The 19,656-nt window shown below is 29.4% G+C and carries 14 protein-coding genes; 1 reads left to right on the top strand and 13 read right to left on the bottom strand.

Annotated features, from left to right (window positions below; translation table 11 throughout):
* Window positions 1-331: 331 nt before the first annotated feature.
* Genes KGF39_RS07605 through KGF39_RS07585 form a run of 5 tightly spaced genes read right to left on the bottom strand, consistent with a single transcriptional unit; the run spans window position 332 to window position 4,933 of the window.
* Window positions 332-736: a PTS sugar transporter subunit IIA gene (locus KGF39_RS07605; protein WP_227821819.1), complete on the bottom strand. Its 405-nt coding sequence runs from the start codon at window positions 734-736 to the stop codon at window positions 332-334.
* A 20-nt stretch (window positions 737-756) separates the two neighbouring features.
* Window positions 757-1,239, bottom strand: a complete 483-nt coding sequence (locus tag KGF39_RS07600) for a PTS sugar transporter subunit IIB (RefSeq protein ID WP_054274968.1) — start codon at window positions 1,237-1,239, stop codon at window positions 757-759.
* Between the two features lie 34 nt (window positions 1,240-1,273).
* Window positions 1,274-2,083, bottom strand: coding sequence for a PTS system mannose/fructose/sorbose family transporter subunit IID (locus KGF39_RS07595; protein WP_054274969.1), 810 nt, complete (start codon window positions 2,081-2,083; stop codon window positions 1,274-1,276).
* Window positions 2,076-2,855: a PTS mannose/fructose/sorbose/N-acetylgalactosamine transporter subunit IIC gene (locus KGF39_RS07590; protein WP_003422498.1), complete on the bottom strand. Its 780-nt coding sequence runs from the start codon at window positions 2,853-2,855 to the stop codon at window positions 2,076-2,078. Before KGF39_RS07590 ends, KGF39_RS07595 begins: the two co-directional genes overlap by 8 nt.
* A complete protein-coding gene (locus KGF39_RS07585; RefSeq protein ID WP_227821818.1) occupies window positions 2,855-4,933 on the bottom strand; it encodes a TIM-barrel domain-containing protein in 2,079 nt (692 codons plus the stop codon). Before KGF39_RS07585 ends, KGF39_RS07590 begins: the two co-directional genes overlap by 1 nt.
* Before the next feature lie 310 nt (window positions 4,934-5,243).
* Here KGF39_RS07585 and KGF39_RS07580 point away from each other — a divergent pair, with 310 nt between their 5' ends.
* The gene (locus KGF39_RS07580) at window positions 5,244-6,113 is read left to right on the top strand and encodes an AraC family transcriptional regulator (RefSeq protein ID WP_227821817.1); all 870 of its coding nucleotides are present in this window, start codon (window positions 5,244-5,246) and stop codon (window positions 6,111-6,113) included.
* 102 nt (window positions 6,114-6,215) lie between these two features.
* Here KGF39_RS07580 and KGF39_RS07575 read toward each other — a convergent pair whose 3' ends face one another.
* The 8 genes from KGF39_RS07575 to KGF39_RS07540 form a co-directional block, all read right to left on the bottom strand.
* Window positions 6,216-7,580, bottom strand: a complete 1,365-nt coding sequence (locus KGF39_RS07575; RefSeq protein ID WP_227821816.1) for an MFS transporter — start codon at window positions 7,578-7,580, stop codon at window positions 6,216-6,218.
* A gap of 79 nt (window positions 7,581-7,659) precedes the next feature.
* On the bottom strand, window positions 7,660-10,014 hold the full coding sequence (gene yicI / locus KGF39_RS07570; protein WP_227821815.1) for an alpha-xylosidase: 2,355 nt from the start codon (window positions 10,012-10,014) through the stop codon (window positions 7,660-7,662).
* 330 nt (window positions 10,015-10,344) lie between these two features.
* The gene (locus tag KGF39_RS07565; protein ID WP_227821814.1) at window positions 10,345-11,754 is read right to left on the bottom strand and encodes a glycoside hydrolase family 1 protein; all 1,410 of its coding nucleotides are present in this window, start codon (window positions 11,752-11,754) and stop codon (window positions 10,345-10,347) included.
* Between the two features lie 117 nt (window positions 11,755-11,871).
* Window positions 11,872-13,728 (bottom strand): beta-glucoside-specific PTS transporter subunit IIABC, encoded by a 1,857-nt coding sequence (locus KGF39_RS07560; protein WP_227821813.1) that lies wholly within the window; start codon window positions 13,726-13,728, stop codon window positions 11,872-11,874.
* 470 nt (window positions 13,729-14,198) lie between these two features.
* Entirely contained in the window at window positions 14,199-15,476 is a 1,278-nt protein-coding gene (locus KGF39_RS07555; protein ID WP_227821812.1) for a DUF4038 domain-containing protein, read from the bottom strand.
* Between the two features lie 48 nt (window positions 15,477-15,524).
* Window positions 15,525-16,550: a substrate-binding domain-containing protein gene (locus KGF39_RS07550; protein WP_107594000.1), complete on the bottom strand. Its 1,026-nt coding sequence runs from the start codon at window positions 16,548-16,550 to the stop codon at window positions 15,525-15,527.
* A 151-nt stretch (window positions 16,551-16,701) separates the two neighbouring features.
* Complete coding sequence (locus KGF39_RS07545; protein ID WP_107594001.1) at window positions 16,702-18,126, bottom strand: L-fucose/L-arabinose isomerase family protein; 1,425 nt, start codon at window positions 18,124-18,126, stop codon at window positions 16,702-16,704.
* A gap of 25 nt (window positions 18,127-18,151) precedes the next feature.
* Window positions 18,152-19,651 carry a glycerol kinase GlpK gene (locus tag KGF39_RS07540; RefSeq protein WP_227821811.1) on the bottom strand — a complete coding sequence of 500 codons (1,500 nt, stop codon included), beginning with the start codon at window positions 19,649-19,651 and terminating at the stop codon, window positions 18,152-18,154.
* Window positions 19,652-19,656 lie beyond the last annotated feature (5 nt).

Here is a 19,656-nt window from a genome sequence, read left to right as displayed (position 1 = left end):
ATTAATGATTATTATATAAGTGAATTCAAAGTTTTAGAACCTGACCTAAAATATTAAATTAATTAAATATTCATCTTAATTAAATACTAGTTGCAGTCATTATGAAAGTTAGAAAAATGAAAACATCTTTAAATAGATACTATTTTTACAAGAATATGCATAATCTTAAGTAAGGGTTATGACTATATAGCCATAACCCTTTAAATCATATATTCTAAAATTAAATTTATTATGGAGTTTACGCAAGATTGATTAAATTCTTTTTCTAAGAAGTTACATATTAATTAAATGTTAATATAAGGCTTTTATTTTAAATATTAATATAACCTTGCTACTCATCATCAGATAATAAACTTGCTGTTGTTTCAACTATGGAAATATTATCTTTACCTATTTTCTCTAATTTTACTGCCAGTTCTTTTGTATCTAAAAAGGCTGATTCAATAACCATACCTAAATTTAGTCCTGAAATAATTTTAATTCTACTATCAATATTAGCCTCCAATAAAGCAGCATTACATGGAGTTCCACCTAGTAAATCCACCATTATAATTATTTCTGAACTGTCCTTATATACTTCTAAAGCTTTTTTTAATTTTTCTATTGTTCCTTCAATTCCATCATCTTGCTTCATATTTACAGTAGGATAATCTATAGAATCTCCTATTATCATTTTAGCAGAATTTAAGACTTCTTCAGCCATATTACCATGACTCATCAAAATAATACTATTCACTTTAATACACCTCTCTAAATCTATAAAATGTCTACAAGATAAGTTTTCTTATCATCAGGTGTCATTATAGTTGTAATTTCAATTCCTTCATCTAAAAGTCTTTTAAATGCTTCTTTCTCTTCTTCAGTAACACTGATATTAGGTTTTAGTACTGTTGTGTCTTTTCTACTTGACATGTTTCCTACATTTATATTGTGTATTTTAAGTCCCGCCTCTACAAATGGAATAAGGTCGACAGGAGATTTAACAATTAATAATACATTTTGTCCTTCATACTTCCCAGCAGTAATATTTTTTATAGCAGTCTCTTCTGTAATTATAGATGATGCTATTCCTGCAGGTGTCGCCATTCTTAGAACTTGTTTTTGAACAGAATTGTTAGCTATTGCATCATTTACTACCATCAATCTTGTAACACCTAATTTATTACTCCACATAGTTGCAACTTGACCATGAATTAAACGGTCATCTATACGAATATTTTTAATACCTTTCATTTCCATACCTAATACCATCCTTTCTTTATTTTAACTTTCTTTATTTTAAAATACCTAATGCATATAAAATTATTGAAACAACCATTACGCCTAAAATTAAATATATAGGTTTTACGTTCTTTTTAAGAGCCCAATAAACAATCACAACTAAAATTGCAGGAACTAGCCCAGGCATAATTTGGTCTAATATTTCTTGACCTTTCATTGTAAAATCACCTTGCTGAAAGTTAAGAGCAACATTAGCTTTTACTACTGAAGGTATTAATGCACCTACAACCATTAATCCTAAAATAGATGTACTCTCAGTTAAAATCTTCAAACTTTTTTCAATTGAAGATATTAGCTTAGTACCTGATGTATAACCAGCATTAAATAATGGTATACTTAATAATTTCAATGCTACACTCACCACAATCCACAGTAAGATTCCAAACGGACTTCCATCTATTGCCATATTAGCTGCTATAGCTCCAAAAATTGTCCATGGAATAACGACAAACAAACTATCTCCTAAACCTGCTACTGGTCCCATCAAGCCTGTTTTAATTGAGGCAACAGCCTCTTCAGTTTCTTCACTTGATAATTCCTCCATTGCTACATTAATACCCAAAATATAAGGTGCAACCCATGGATTAGTATTAAAAAATTGTAAATGATTTAATACAGCACTTTGCAACTTTTCTGGATTATCTTTGTATACTACTTTTAAAAAAGGTAGTACTGCATAACAGTATGCCAAAGCCTGCATCTTCTCATAGTTTGAAGAAACAGAACTAGTAAAAAACCAACGCCATAAGACACTTTTTTTGACCTTTTCATTTGATTTATTTAATGATACCTTATCACTCATCTTCGTCCATACCTCCTACTACAGTATATTGTTGTGCTTGATTTTCCAAATTCTTTTTGTAAATTATAAGTGCAATTGCTCCACCAATTAAAGCTACACCTAATAATGGTACTTTCATATATACTGCTAAAACAAAACCAATTACTAAGTAACTAAAATACTCCTTAGCAGGAAGGTATCTAAGTAATAATCCTATTCCTACTGCTGGAAGTAATCCTCCAGCTACTGTTAGACCACCTGTTAACCATTCAGGTGTATATTTTAAAATTGTATTAATTAAAGAAGGTCCAAATATTACAGATAGAGCAACTGGAATACCTGTTGTAGCTGCTGTTAATAATACTCCTAACATTTGCATATAGGTTATATTTTTATAATTTCCTTTTTTAGCCCCATCTTCTGCTTTATGAACTAGCCATATACCAATAGTATTTCTAAGAACATCTAACTGTACCATCAATAAAGCAACTGGAATACCTATAGAGATTCCTACAGATGCTTCTTGCTTAGTTGTAATAGTTATAAATGTGGCTACTATACTAGCTGTTTGATAATCAGGTATTGATGCTCCACCAAAGTTACTAATACCTAATGATAATAGTTGTAATGTACCTCCAATATACAAACCTGTATTTATATCTCCTAAGATAAGACCAGTAATAAAACCTGCTGTTACTGGTTGATATGTTCCAAACATTGTTGAATTTTTTTCATAGTTTATAAAAAATCCATATAGTACGATTAATAATAATTGCCATAATTGTGGCTCCATTATGATTTCACCTCTCTTAAAATATTTTTTAGTTCTTTAAAGTTATATTTAGAATTTTGCTTTAAGAAAATAGGAATTTCTTCAAGTGGGCATTCAATTTCATAAGTTGCCCCACCTTCATAACTAACCCCATTAAATATATTTTCCCATGTATGACCTTTTGGTAAATATACTTTTCTGCTTCTATCTTTATAATTCATTATTGGAGCAACCAAAATTTCATCTCCAAGCATATATGTATTATCAACCTCCCAAGTTTTATCATCTTCAGGAAATTCATAAAATAGAGTTCTCATAATTGGCGTTCCATCTTCATGCGCTTCTTTCATCAATTTTTTTAAATAAGTTTTTAAACTTTCTCTAATTTTTACGAACTTTGTAAGAATTACTTCTACTTCTTCACCATAAGACCATATCTCATTAGGGGCTCCAGTTACCATTGAACCTCCACCTTTATTTGATAATGGTTTACTATGAGGCAATCTATCTCCATGCATTCTCAAAATTGGTGAAAAAGTGGCATATTGGAACCATCTTACCATAAGTTCTCTAAATTCTGGGTCTTTAGGATTTCCTCCATGGAAACCTCCAATATCAGTAGTCCACCATGGTATACCTGCCAGTCCCATATTTAACCCTGTATTTACTTGATTATTAAAAGCCTCAAAACTAGAATCAATGTCACCAGACCATACTAAAGCTCCATACTTTTGAGCCCCTGCCCAAGCTCCTCTTACAAGAGTTACAACAGACTCTGTATCCTCATACAAACCGTCATAAATCATTTTTAAATAATCAATAGGATAAATATTACCACAACTTAAAACATTGCCCTTTTTATATCTATAGTTATCAAAATCATAAACAGAGTAGCCAGGTTCAGCTACATCTAACCAATAGTAATCAATTCCAAGTTGTTTATAATTTTTATCTATTCTATCCCAAACATATTCTCTTGCATTTTCATTTGTCATATCTACAAAAACTGTATTTCCTTGAATTTGCATTGTCATTCTAACACCACGGTTAACATTAACCAAATAACCATTCTCTAAATAATCATTGTAGTTTTCTGCGTCACTTTGAACCGTAGGCCACACAGACACTATTGGCTCCACTGAATACTCTTCTTTCAGTTTTTTGACTAATTCTTTAGGATTTTTCCAATAATCTAGGTCAAATTTATATTCACCTTGCTTAGGCCAATGAAAATAGTCAATTGCAATTGATGAAAGCTTAATTCCTCTTTTAGAATATTCCTTCACAACATCTAAAACTTCCTCTGAAGTTCTATATCTTAATTTACTTTGCCATAGACCTAAAAGGTTTTCAGGCATCATAGGAACAGTTCCTGTAACTTGAGAATAATTTTTATTTAATTCTTTTGGACTTTCTCCACAAGTAATCCAATAATCTATAAATTTTGTAGAAAACATCTTCCATTCTGTCATATTTTTGGCAAAAGATACTCTTCCAATTCCTGGATTATTCCATAAAAGTCCATAACCTAAACTAGAAATATAAAAAGGAACTGATATTTGAGAATTTCTTTGGGCTAACTCCAGCACAGTATTCTTTAAATCTAAAAATTTATGTTGATATTGTCCCATTCCAAAAATCTTTTCAGAGGGTTCAGACTCAAATCTAGTAGTTACTTCAAATTCTCCACTATAGCTTGGTTGATATTCTCTTGATTTCAATTTGAGAGTAGAGTTAAAGTCTTTGGTAATTTCAATTGTCCCTACATCTTCTCCACCATCATCATGTTTTACAGCTCTTAATCGAATATATTCTTTTAATAATATTTCATTTTTATCATTGTAAAAAGTAATTCTATCTCTATGGTCTAAGACAGCTTTTATCTTTCCATTTTTAATGATTGCACTGCCATCTTCATTTTTATTAATTATAATATCGTCTTTATTTAACTTAGGTTTTCCGTTAAGAGCATAGTTTTCATCAACAAAATTTTGGTCTACAAATGACCTGATACGTAAAGAGTTTTTTCCCCATGCTTCTATTCGCAATAGTTCATTGTCAAATCTTTTTTCAATATAGTCTTCAGATATTTTTATCACGGCTACCTCCTAAATTAATGGTATAATATTCTATTTTTATGTATATTAAGTTAAATAATGTCGTTTAGTATCGTTATTTTATAAATTAGATTTTATATATAATTCATTTGTACATTAAACTAACTTACCAATAATATACTTTATTTGACTTTGTTTGTCAATCGCTTTCCGGATTTTAGTAAAATTTTCTAATTGATTAATAGAAAGTAATTTTTAATATTTTTTATTTATACTTTTTAATATCTATGATAATATTTATATACATTAGATATTCATTGAAAATCAAAAAATTGTTTTTTAGGAGTCTATTATGAATACACTTAAACATGAATCGGTAAATATCCATGATGATATAGGTGTGAAGCTCTATCTATCTATTGATAACGGTAGTTTTACAGTTAAACACTGGCATTATAGTCTTGAAATTATTCTCATACTTAATGGAAGCTTTAATCTTTTTATAGATAATGAAAGATTAAATCTAAAGGCAAATGATTTAATAATATTAAATCCAAAGCAAATTCATTCAGCTATTTGTTCTGATGGTAATGAATCTATAGTTCTTCAAATTCCTTATAAATTTTTAGAAGAAAACATACCTAATATAAATGAGTTACGTATTAATTATAAAGAATTACTTACTAATACTAATAATGCTAATGTGAATAAATTAAAAAATACTTTAAATGAATTATATAAGATATATAGCAAAGAGCCTCAACTATATATATTAAACTCAAAAATTTTATTATATGAATTTTTATATATTTTATATGGAAATTATTCAATTTCTATAGATTCAATATCTTACAAAAATACAGATAAATATTTTGATAGATTAAAAATTATAACTGATTATGTAAAAGAAAATTACAAAGAGCAAATTTCTCTATCTACAGCAAGTGAAGTTGTAAATTTAACACCTCAATATTTATCTAGATTTTTTAAAACACATATGGGAATAACGTTTACCTCTTATGTAAACAATATAAGACTTGAAAATATGTATAGTGACCTTATAAATACAGATAATAATATATTAGATATTATTCAGAACAATGGATTTTATAATTATAAACAATTTATGAAGTTATTTAAGAAAGTATATAATTGTACACCAAGTCAAAAACGACAACAACTAAATAAAATTAAAAAAGACGTTGTCTCAAAATATAGATAAATCTCTTTTTCATTGTTAAAATGATTAAAACACGCTTGATTTAATATAAAAAAGAGTGCCTCATGAACTAAAAAGTTCACTTTGAGACACTCCCTATATATATTATCTGCTTCTTAATTCATTTATTACCTCTCTACATTTTTTTTCAGTTAATGGATACATCTTTATAAGTACTAACATAGCTATTGTAAGTACTACTGGTATAACACCATTTATAGAACGAATACCGTACAAAGCTTGTGAAGTTTGAGAAGTATTTGCAACATATCCTGTCATAGATAGTACCACACCTGGAACTAAGCCACCTAAAGCCATACCAAACTTAAAGAAAAATCCTATTATAGAATAAGTTATACCTTCTCTTCTCTTTCCTGTTTTTAATTCACCATATTCAATAGTATCTGGAACTAAACTCCACATTATTCCAGTGCTAGAATAAGCTATACCATGAATGACTCTAAGAATCATAATTAAAGTTATATGTTCTTTTCCTAAGAACATCATTCCTATTGGAAGAGATAAAGTAACTACAGTAAACCAAAATATTATTTCTTTCTTGTCAAATTTCTTTAATAAAAGTGGAGTAACAGCATATCCAACTAATACAGCACCTTTTCCTAGTATCATATATGTTGGAAGTAAGTCTTCTCTACCTAATACATATTGGAAGAAATATATACCCACAGCATCCACTATAGACATAATACCAAACATCAATATGAATATTAATGACAATATAACTAATGGCTTGTTATTTTTAAGTAAAACTATTATATCCTTAAACCCAGCTTTTTCACTATCTTCATTTACCACACTATATCTTTCTTTAGTAGTGAAGAAACAGAATAATAGTAATAATCCACCTGCTATACCATATATTATCATTGCTTGTTGATAACCCTTAGCTAAATTTCCTCCCCCTAATATTGTACTTAACTTAGGAACACCATAAGTTACTATAAGAGTTCCTACTGATGCAAAGAACATTCTTACTACGGAAAGGTTTGCACGTTCTGTGGAATCTTGTGTCATTGCTGATGTTAATGCTCCATAAGGTACATTTACTAACGTATATATCATCCCTAGCCCTATATAAGTAACAAATGCATATACAAATTTACCCATAGGAGATATATCTGGCACTGTGAAACATAAAATAGCTATTAATGTAAATGGCAATGCACCGTATAAAAGATATGGTCTAAATTTACCATGCTTTGATTTTGTTCTATCTACAATAACACCCATTATAGGGTCATTCAAACCATCCCAAATCCTTGCTACTAAAAAAATCATAGATACTGCCATTGGAGCTAATCCATATACATCTGTATAAAAATACATTAAAAATGCTCCAACTGTACTAAATATTAAGTTACATGCTAAATCCCCTGTAGCATAACCGACCTTTTCTTTCCCTGAAAGCTTATCACTTGCTATAATAGGTTGCTTCATATTGTTTTCCATGTAATTAACCCCCTTATCTTAGAGCTAGTATAAATTTATACCAACTCATTTTATAACAATACTATCTAGTTCTAAATACTTAAAAATTATTCATTACTGTAAATATAACTTCACTATCTTTAGCTTGTGCTACTGTTCCTATTTCTAAATCGTACTTGCATTTAGCATTTTCAGATGTTGCATTAATATTTCTAAGAACTATTTTATAATCTCCACTTATTCCCTTTGTATGAACACTTATTTTATTTCCTATTTTTATTGCAGATACTTTTCCTACTTCTTTTCCAAGTGAGTTATATAGTATCGTTTCTATTCTATTATTTTCATTTAATTCAAATATGTTAATCTCTAAATCCTTTAAGTAATCATAATCTGGTTTTTTATCATTATATCCTATAGGAATTATGGTATTATCTTTAACCATTAAAGGTAGTGACATATAATCATGATTTTCCTTGTACCATCTTCTACCTTCAAGTACTTTATTATTTAATAAATTTGTCCATCTTCCTTCTGGCAAATAATAACTTACATCTCCAGTATTACTAAATACAGGGGCTACTAATAAACCTTCACCAAACATATACTGACGATCTAGGTATATACAAGTTTCATCATCACTATACTCAAGTACCATAGGTCTTATCATAGGTATACCAGTATTTTTTGCTTCAATAGCATATTTAAATAGATAAGGCATAAGTTTCATTTTTAACTTAGCAAATTTACGAGTTACTTCAACAGCTTCCTCATCATATATCCAAGGTACTTTATACTCAACATTTCCATGATATCTACTATGTGATGATAAAAGACCAAATTGAGTCCATCTTTTGTAAATATCAGCTGTACACCCTTCTTCAAATCCTCCTATATCATGACTCCAATATCCAAATCCACAAAGACTTAAAGATAATCCACCTCTTAATGACTCTGCCATAGAAGAATAATTGGACAAACAGTCTCCTCCCCAATGTACTGGGAAGTTCTGTCCTCCAACTGTTGCTGATCTAGCAAACACACACGCTTGTTCATTTCCTAGTTTTTCTACTAAAAGTTCAAATACTAGCTTATTGTATAAATAAGTATAGTAATTATGCATTTTCTTAGGATTTGATTCATCGTAGTATTTTATACCGTATTTTAGTGCATCTATTCCATAAAATTCATCCTGAACAGGTATCCTTTCACCAAAATCAGTTTTAAAACTATCTACTCCCATATCAATCAATCTTTCAAGATGTGACTTATACCACTTACAAGCCTCTGGATTAGTAAAATCAACTAAGGCCATACCTGCTTGCCATCTATCCCATTGCCATATTTTATTATTTCCAGTTTTGACAAAGTATCCTTTTTCAGCACCTTCTTTATATAGAGGTGATTTTTGACCTATGTATGGATTTATCCAAACACAAACTTTTATACCCTTATCATGAATTCTTTTTAACATTCCTTCTGGTTCTGGAAATACTCTATTATCCCATTCAAAGTTACACCATTCAAATTCTTTCATCCAGAAACAATCAAAGTGGAAAGTTTCAAGTGGTATATCTCTTTCTAACATTCCATCTATAAAACTCATTACTGTTTCTTCATCGTAATTTGTACAGAAAGAAGTTGTTAGCCAAAGACCAAATGACCACGCTGGTGGAAGTGTTGGTTTTCCAGTTAAATTTGTATAATTATTTATAACCTCTTTTAAGTCATTTCCACCTACTATGTAATATTCAAGTGATTCACCTTCTACACTAAATTGAACTTTGCTAACTGACTCTGAGCCTACTTCAAAAGATACGTTTTCAGAATGATTAACAAAAACCCCATAGCCCTTATTTGTTAAATAAAACGGTATATTTTTATATGACTGTTCACTTGCAGTTCCACCATCTTGGTTCCAAACATCCACTGATTGACCATTTTTTACAAAAGGGGTAAAACGTTCTCCCAAACCATATACTAACTCTCCAACTCCTAGTGCTAATTGTTCTCTCATATAAATTTCTTTTTTGTCTGTTGTAATATAAGCAGTACCTGTTTTGCTTGTTTCAGTTAATAGCCTATCATTATTATAAAATTTAATCCCCCAGTCTTCCCCTTTTCCTATTTGTGCTTTTAAGCTGCCTGATATAAATTCATAGTTAGCATTATTTTCTTTTATTTTAATTTCTGGTGTTTTTTCATTTAATTTGAAGTAAGATTGTTCATTTTCTCCTGCATGATGGGTGATTTTGACCTTAATTATATTTTCCATAGGAGAAGATATCTCTGTTGTTAACATTCCTCCATCTAAAGTATTTCCTCTTGTATTTACTTTGATAAACGGACAATATGCTGTTAATTTTAACTCTTCTATACACATATCATAAAGTTCAACAGGATGTAAAACTGTGTAATTCTCTTTGTTTAACCACATTCCACTGCTAAATTTCAATTTAATATTCCTCCTCTAAATAATATTAGCTTTGCTTCAACTTAAGTATATTTTATATTATTTTTTAGCGATATATTAGGTATTTTCTATGCTACTTTATAGGTCTTTTTTAGCTTTTTGCTTATATTTATAAAACTTTTTTAATGATAATACTTCATGTCGTATTTTGAAACCCATTTTACATGTTTATTTTTAAGTTTAAACTTATGACTATTACAAATTATCTAAAAAAAGCTGTCACATAACAATTTATAATTGTTATGTGACAGCTCCTTTTTTACCCTACATCTTCAATTTCACTACATTTTGAATAGCTATTCAATTGTATAGCTATTCAAATAAATGTTCTCCATTTGTCTCTATAACCTTCTTGTACCAATTAAAACTCTTCTTTTTATATCTATTTAAAGTACCACTTCCATCATCATTACGGTCTACATAAATAAATCCATAACGTTTCTTAAGCTCTGCTGTTGACGCACTTACTAAATCTATACATCCCCATGTAGTATATCCAATTAAATCAACACCATCATCAATAGCTTCAGCCACTTGCTTTAAATGATTTCTCAAATAGTCTATTCTATAGTCATCATTAACTGTAGACTCTCCATTTTTATCTACTGTTAGTTCATCAACAGCTCCCAATCCATTTTCTACTATAAATAATGGCTTTTGATATCTATCATAGAATTGATTAAGTACATATCTAAGACCTTGTGGGTCTATTTGCCATCCCCATTCACTTTCTTTTAATGTTGGATTTTTCGCTCCACCCATGATATTTCCTTTACTACCTTTAATAGTCTTATCTGAACTTTCACAAATACTCATATAATAACTAAAGGATATAAAATCTACTGTATTTTTTAATATCTCAATATCTTCATCCATTATATCTATATGTATGTTATTTTTTCTAAAGTAACGTTTTGAATAACTTGGGTATTTACCTCTAACATGAACATCTGCAAAGAATAAATTTTCGTGTTCCTTTTCCATTGCACAAATTACATCATCAGGATTTGGAGTTAATGGATAGACTGGCATAGATAACACCATGCACCCTATTTTAAATTCAGGATTTATCTCATGCCCTATCTTTACTGCTTTTGCACTTGCCACCAATTCATGGTGTATAGCTTGATATATTTGATTTTTTGTTAACTTTTCTTTAGGAGTATTAATTCCTCCACTTAAAAATGGTTCATGTACTATAGAGTTTATTTCATTGAATGTAAGCCAGTACTTTACTTTATCTTTGTATCTTTTAAAAACTGTAGTTACATATCTACAGTAAAAATCTATTAAATCACGACTTATCCATCCATCATATTTTTCTGCTAAATATAATGGTGTTTCATAATGAGATAAAGTAACTAATGGTTCTATATTATATTTTCTACACTCATCAAATAGGTCATCATAAAACTTAAGACCTTTTTCATTTGGCTCTAGTTCATCACCCTTAGGATAAATTCTAGACCATGCTATTGATGTTCTAAATACTTTAAATCCCATTTCAGCAAATAATTTAATATCCTCTTTATATCTATTATAAAAATCAATACCAACTAATTTCATATTATCTTCTGTTGGCTTTTCAGTTCTTGGAGTCATAATTCCATTTGGAGTCACATCCTGTATGCTAAGTCCCTTTCCATCTACATTATATGCACCTTCACATTGGTTTGCAGCTACTGCACCACCCCATAAAAAATTTTCTGGAAATCTACTCATTTTATATCATCTCCCTTAATTTAATATTAAATGTTACTTAAAGCATAATCTTTAAGAAATTTCTTATATTATATTTATTAATCTATGTACCATAATTCACTTTCTAGTTAACCATATTTAGATTACTACTGTTAATAAATCAGATTCTATCATCAACGCTTTATCATTAGTACTTACTATTATATCTTGGAATTCTGATGAGTTAGTCACAATAATTGGTGTTACTGTTGAGTACCCAGCTTCAATAATTTTATCAATATCAAATGTAACTAACAAATCTCCAGCCTTAACTTTGTCTCCAGCTTTAATATGCATTTCGTAGTACTTTCCTTCCAATTCAACTGTATCAATTCCTATGTGCATTAATATTTCTACACCTTCACTAGTTTCAAATCCTACAGCATGTTTTGTAGGAAAAACAAATTTTACTTCTCCATCTGCAGGTGCATATAACTCACCTTTATCTGGCTTTATTGCAATACCTTGCCCCATAGCTCCTTCTGAAAAACACTGGTCAGGTATATCTTTTAAAGATACCAATTCTCCTTGCAATCCACTCTTTAACACTACACTATCTTTTTTTGAATTTGAAACACTTTTATTTGTAAACCCTTCCGAAATCATACTATCGTTAAATCCCCATATGAAAGTTGTAACAGCTGACCCTACATAAGCAATTGCACATGCTATCAAGAAACCAATAAAACCAACACCTATATATGCAGGTAAAGTAATTAAACTTGTCCCAATAAATGCCCCTACACCTGTACCTGCTGCTGCTGTTATAGCACCTGCTACTCCAGAAAATATACTTGCAATAATAAAAGGCTTTTTAAATTTTAAATTGACTCCATATATTGCAGGCTCAGTTATTCCCGTTAATACTGCAGAAACTGCTGCAGGTCCTGCTATAGCTTTCAAATCCTTATCTTTTGTTTTTAAAAACACTCCCAAACAAGCTCCAGCTTGACTAAAGTTATTAGGTCCAGTTATTACAAATAAAGTATCTCTACCATATGTAGCTATATTATTTAATACTATAGGTACAAATCCCCAGTGCAATCCAAATATTATTACTGTTGGCCATATTACAGATACTAAACCTCCTGCAATTATAGGATTTACACTCATAACCCATTTATATCCATCAGCTAAATATACTCCTGCATAACTTGTAACTGGTCCAATAGTTAAATATGTTAATGGAACAATAATCGATATACATAATAGTGGAACTAAAAAACCTTTTAATATACTTGGTATTATTTTATTTAAAAATGCTTCTACCTTAGCAAGTGCCCATACACTAATAATTGCTGGTATAACACTAGAAGTATAACTTACTAGAATCACTGGTAATCCTAAAAAACTTATACTTTGACCTTCATTATATAAACCAACTATGTTAGGATATACTAATGATGCTCCAATGATAAATGCTAAAAATTGATTTGCCTTAAAATATTTGGCTGATGTAAATGCTAAAGCTATAGGTAAAAAATTAAAAATTGCGTCTGCTGCTGCATATAAAATCATATATGTACCACTATTTTCTTGTAAAAACCCTATTGTAGTGCCTAGTATTAATAAAGCTTTTAACATACCAGCACCTGAAAGAGCCATCATTAAAGGAGAAAAAATTGCAGATATCGCAGATATGAATCTATCAATAAGTTTTTCTTTTGGTTTCTCTTTATCTTCTACATTATCAACTTTTGTTTCAAACATAGTTCCTTTTACCAGTTGATTGTATACTTCAGAAACATGATTTCCTATGACTACTTGATACTGACCTCCACTTTCTACTACTGTTATTACACCATTATTTTTTTTTAGCTTCTCTGTATTCGCTTTTCCTATATCTTTTAACTTGAATCTTAATCTAGTTGCACAGTGAGTAACATATGATATGTTTTCTAATCCACCAACTCCTTCTATTACCTCTTTAGATAGGTCACAATATTTTGTAGACATAATAAACCTCCCACATTTAATATAAAATCAATTTCTATCTCAAATAAATGACTATATCAACTTCTCTTTTACATGTTTTGAATTACTTATTAATATTTTCGAAAACGATTTCAAGTTAATTATAGACAACCTATACAGCTTATATTTTTATATTATTTAGTTCAAGTATATTAACTAGTACTAAATATTTACTTCTATCAATTTGCCATAATTTTCAAACTGTCAATACGTCTTAAATCTAATCAAATCATGCTTTAAGAAGTTAACATCACTTGTTAGAACATTAATATCTTCACTCCTTTCTAATTCTAGATATTCTTTATATTTTTATAGTATCACAATCAATTATTTTTGTAAATATTTATTATTTTTATACTAAATATTTACTTAATTATTTTTATTTTTTATTAAACAAAAAAATCCTAAGCTATATTTCATTTGCTTAGGATTCTCAAAATTTATTACAATATTTATTTTTTTCCTATAATTACTACGTCTTTGTTACATGAGTGCATTTTAAATAAAGTGCTATCTTCTTTAAATTCAATTAAAGGGCTAAGAATATTCTTTGTTTCTAAATCAAATAGATAAAATTTATACTCTGATAAATTTTCACTTATTTTAACATTAGTATTTATTGGTATATATAGTATAACAGATGATTTATCATCATTAGTTGCATATCTTATTTCATTTGTATCATTAACAACAAGATTATTTTTAGGGATAATATTTTTTAAATTATTTTGTTCAAGAAGATACTTTAACATACCATAATCAAAAGCACCTGGTAATTGAAGCGCACTTTGCCACAATAAAGGACTATCAAAAGCTTCTCCTATTCCCATAAAAAATATTGAATTATTAGTGTGCCAACTCCATATTCCATGAGCTCCATACGTTAATCCAGCACAAGCTCCAGATAGTACACTTTGCCATCCTGCCTTTCTTATATCATAGTCATTAAATCTGCCATACACCTTTCTACTATAGCCCATCTGCTCATAACAAGGTTCTGAATTTAAGATTGGTTTACATGGATATTTACTATAAAATACTTCTGCTAAGTAGTAAGGCATACTGGTAAATAAACTATTGTGTCCTGATTGATACATATAAAAATCAATTTTACTTACTAATATCTCTGGTATTTCCTCCAGTCTCCCTCTGATATGGAGAGTTTTTAAGGTGTTTGGAGACACTTTATTAAAAAATTCTAATGCTTTATTGTAATATTCTATACTTTCTTCTTTTTCAAAATCAGTATCTCCACTAATTAAATAGATAGGGTTCATATCATTAAAAGTTTTATTTACTATATCAAAATAAGTTGGCAAAAACGATAGAGGTATTATATTTTTATCCATAATCGCACTTGCCCACGTTCCTGGCACATAATTTGACCACAATACTACTAAAGCTAATTGAAATCCATATTCTTTAGCTAATAAACACATCTCTTTAGCATTTTCAAAATATAGTTTATTCAAAGTTGAATAGTCGAAAGCTCCATCATCATTTATATCAAATGGTAATAACTCATCATGCTTAGCACTTCTATCCCATTGAGGAAGAATGTTTATTTGAAGAGTATTAAATCCTTGTTGTTTTCTTTTTTCAAGATAAAACCTCCACTCATTAAAATCTATATTTGTAAATGCACTCCAACATGTATCTGCTAAATAAAAAAAATGCTCTTTATCCAAAGTAAAAGTTCTATTGTCAGATGCTATTTTTAACCTACTCACAATTACACCCCTCCTCCTTAACAATAGTCTTAAACAAAATTAAAACTATTATTTATTAATATATTTAACACTATCTCTTTCTATCAATTCTGTTTCTACTTCTATCTTTAACTTTAAATCAAGTTGATTATTAATCTTATCTATAAGTCTATTTACAGCTATTTTCCCCATTTCTACAGTCTGTACCTTAATAGTTGTTAAAGCAGGGTTAGCAAGTGCACTAAACGTTATATCATCAAATCCTATTATGGATACATCTTCAGGAATTTTTATTCCTTTTTCATTCATTGCCTTCATTGCTCCCAAAGCAATTATGTCATTAAATGCAAATAATGCAGTTGGTAACTCTACTTTTTCATCTATTATCTTTTTCATGTCATTATAAGCACCATCTATAGTAGGCTCTAACAAAAACTTATATTCTTGATTTTGTTCTATATTTAAATCATTTAGAGCCTTATCAAATCCAGTTGCTCTGTATTCAAAGTTCTTTATGCTTCTAGAACTTCCTAAGTAACCTATTTTTTTATGTCCCTTTTCAACAAAATACTTTACAGCAGAATACGCACCACTGACATTGTTTATACAAACATAGTCTGAACTTTTAGTTTCATGGTAACTATCTACTATAACTATAGGTATAGATATACTTAAATTTTCAAAAAATCTTAAATCCTCTTCGTTCATTTCTGTTGCCAACAATAAAATACCATCTACATTTTTTTGTCTTATTATTGTATCAATATTATCTTTTGAACTAACATCATCTCTAACATGAGAAATTAAGAGTTCATAACCATTATTACGGCACTCTCTTTCACAACCTTCTATAAGTGCAGAGAAAAAAGGAGTATCAGAAACAACATAGCCATGCTTTTTAAATACTATTAGTCTAATTGCATTATCTTCATTTTTCTTCTGATTTCTAAAATAGCCTTTTTCCTCTGCTATTTTAATTATTCTTTCTTTGGTTTCTTTTCCTACACCTTTTCTATTGTTCAATGCATTTGAAACAGTACCCGGCGATACACCTGCTAATTTAGCTATATCTTGCATTATAGTTTTACTATTCATTTTATCACTACCTTTTCTATATTAAATGATTAAATTCACACTCCATAAATTATAGTATAAGGCAACAATTAAATAAAATAAACACTTAAGCTAAATATTTAGTAAATATTTTTATTTTAGTAATGTTTTTCAATTTTTAATAAATATTATCTTATTCTCCTCTTATCCATGCCTTTACATCCTCTTCTACATCATCATAAAAATCTAGATTTAAATCATGTAAATACTTACAAGCTTCATAAATAGCAGGTAATACATTATGATGTATCCCAACACAATGGTGCACATATGGACCAGTTACAAGCTTATCTTCTAATCTTGTTAAGTTTTCTACTTCAACCCAAAGATATGTTCCCTGTATATAAGGTCCTTCTATTCCTTTTGCATGTCCTAACAGCAAAGAATACTCTCCATTATCTCCATCAAACCTTAATAAAGATATATCCCCTCCTTTTATCTCTGCAAATGATGAACCTACACATCCACTTTCAAGAGCAAAAGGAACTCCAAGTTTTGCTTTTTCTCCTTCTTTAGTTAAAGATATAGGATAGCATCCACAATGTTGAAGCAATTCTCCATTTTTATTGGTTGGATGTGCTACTGTCCAATCAGCAAAAAACGGTGGTGTTTTCCCCATTGCAGCAGATTGAGCTATAACAGAGGTTATCGCTCCATGTATATCAGTTTCACAAACTACTGGTATTCCCTCATCAGTAAGAATAGCATTTGCTATACATGGCATTATCTTAAGCTCCTCTTGTAATGCATTCCAACATTGAATGGCTACTGCTTTACATCCATACTTTTCAGTTAAAATGTTAAATGCCAACTTAAGTGCTGCTACCCTAACTACACTCTCATCTTCAACATTTATTTCTAAATTCTCTCTTAGAAACTGTATTGTTTCCTTTAATTTTTCATCATTTTTTGATTCTATCTCTTTTACACAGTTAACAAATTCCGATAAAGAAATTGGATTTATTTGAACTCCAAACTTCTCAAGTAATTCACCTTCATTGCACATCATAGTCCAAAAAGATAATGGTCTAGTTGATATTTGAAGTATTCTTAAATTTTTAAGTTCTTTTACTACATTAACTGCAGCAATAAAATTGTTTACTCCTCTTTCAAAAGCTTCATCTTCTAGAGATGCATTTGGTATATATGTAAACTTAACTTTAAATCTTCTAAGTATCTTACCTGTAGCAAATAGACCACATTGACTATCTCTAAGTCTTGTTCCATCTTCTAGTGGAGCTCCATCTCTAGGTCCCCATAAAAGAACTGGTAGATGTAATTTATGAGCAACTTTTGCCACCAAATCTTCAGTACCAAAGTTACAATGTGGAAAAAATAAAGCATCTACTTTTTCTTGTTTAAACTTATCGACAATCTTCTCTACATCCGATTCTTTAAATAACAGACCCTCTTCATTTATATCCTCTATATCAACAAAATCTATGTTCATGGATTTTAATTTCTTACTGATTAATTGTTTATACTTTATAGCTTCTTTTTTACTAAATATATTTCTACGAGTTGGTGCAACTCCTAACTTTATTTTATACTCTATCATATTATCTCTCCTATAAATTAACATTTTAGCTATTTAATTCTGTCATGTATAATACACTTTTCATTGCATTCTTCCATTTTCTATACAGTTTTTCTCTATTTTGTTCACTTACATTAGAAGTATAGTTTTTTATATTTTCAGGTAAATGTTTAATTTCTTCTATACCATTCCAAACACCTAAACCAATCCCTCCTAAGTATGCAGAACCTAGAGCTGATAACTCTTCATTTTTATTTTTAGCAATCTTACAATCAAGTAAATCTGCTAAAAATTGATTATATATATCATTTACTGTTACTCCACCATCAACACTTAAATTTTTAATCGTTATATTACTTTCCGATTCTAATATATCAATAGCATCTTTAACTTGATATGCTATTGACTCCATAGCAGCTCTCATTATATGCTTTTTATTCGTATTCCTAGATATACCTACTATAGATGCTCTCGCATCAGGCTTCCAAAATGGTACACCTATTCCTACAAATGCTGGTATAAAATATACACCTTCATTATTTTTAACTTCTTCGACAGCTTTATTAAACTCTTCAAAATCTGAAAACAGACCTAGTTCATTTTTTATCCAGTTGATTGTATCTCCGCTAGAATTTACAATTCCTTCAACTGCATAGTTAATTATATTTTTAGTAATATAACCAACAGTCGATACAACTCCATTTTGAGAAGGAATAAAGTTTTTACCCACATTTATCATTATAGAATTACCAGTACCAAATGTAGACTTTGCCATACCTACTTCAAAACATCTTTGACCAAACAAAGCACCTTGAGAATCTCCAATTACTCCACTAATCTTAATATTTTCCGAAAAATATCCTTCAATATTAGTTTCTCCAAATATTTCATCTGATGGATATATTTTGGGTAACATACTCCTTGGTATACCAAATATGTTCAATAAAAAATCGTCCCATTTCAAATCTCTTATATTAAGTAATAAGGTTCTACTAGCGTTAGTATAGTCTGTAGCATGACTTTTTTTATTAGTAAGATTCCAAACTAACCACGAATCAATATTACCAAGCAATAAATCCCCACGTTCAGCTTTATCTCTAGCTCCATCTACATTATCTAATATCCACTTGACTTTAGTAGCTGAAAAATAAGGGTCTAATTTTAAACCAGTCTTTTCTTGTATTTCATTCTTATATCCACCTAGAGTTTTGCATATATCACTAGTTCTCCTACATTGCCATACTATTGCATTATATACAGGCTTACCCGTATTCTTATCCCAAACTACTACAGTTTCTCTTTGATTTGTTATAGAAATACCGGCTATATCCCTTATACATAATTCATGAGATATGATTATTTCCTTTAATAAGCAGATTACATTACTGTATATTTCAATAGGGTCGTGTTCTATCCAACTATTATTAAGATAATATTGGTTATGTTTCTTAGATAATTTATTTATTACTATTCCTCTACTATCTATAAGCAGTACCTTGGTTCCTGATGTACTCTGGTCTATGGTTAATATATATTTTTTATCCATATTTT

This window comes from Clostridioides sp. ZZV14-6345 (assembly GCF_020657775.1).
GTDB classification, from domain to species: domain Bacteria; phylum Bacillota; class Clostridia; order Peptostreptococcales; family Peptostreptococcaceae; genus Clostridioides; species Clostridioides difficile_D.
This window is presented reverse-complemented; position numbering and strand designations above follow the sequence as displayed.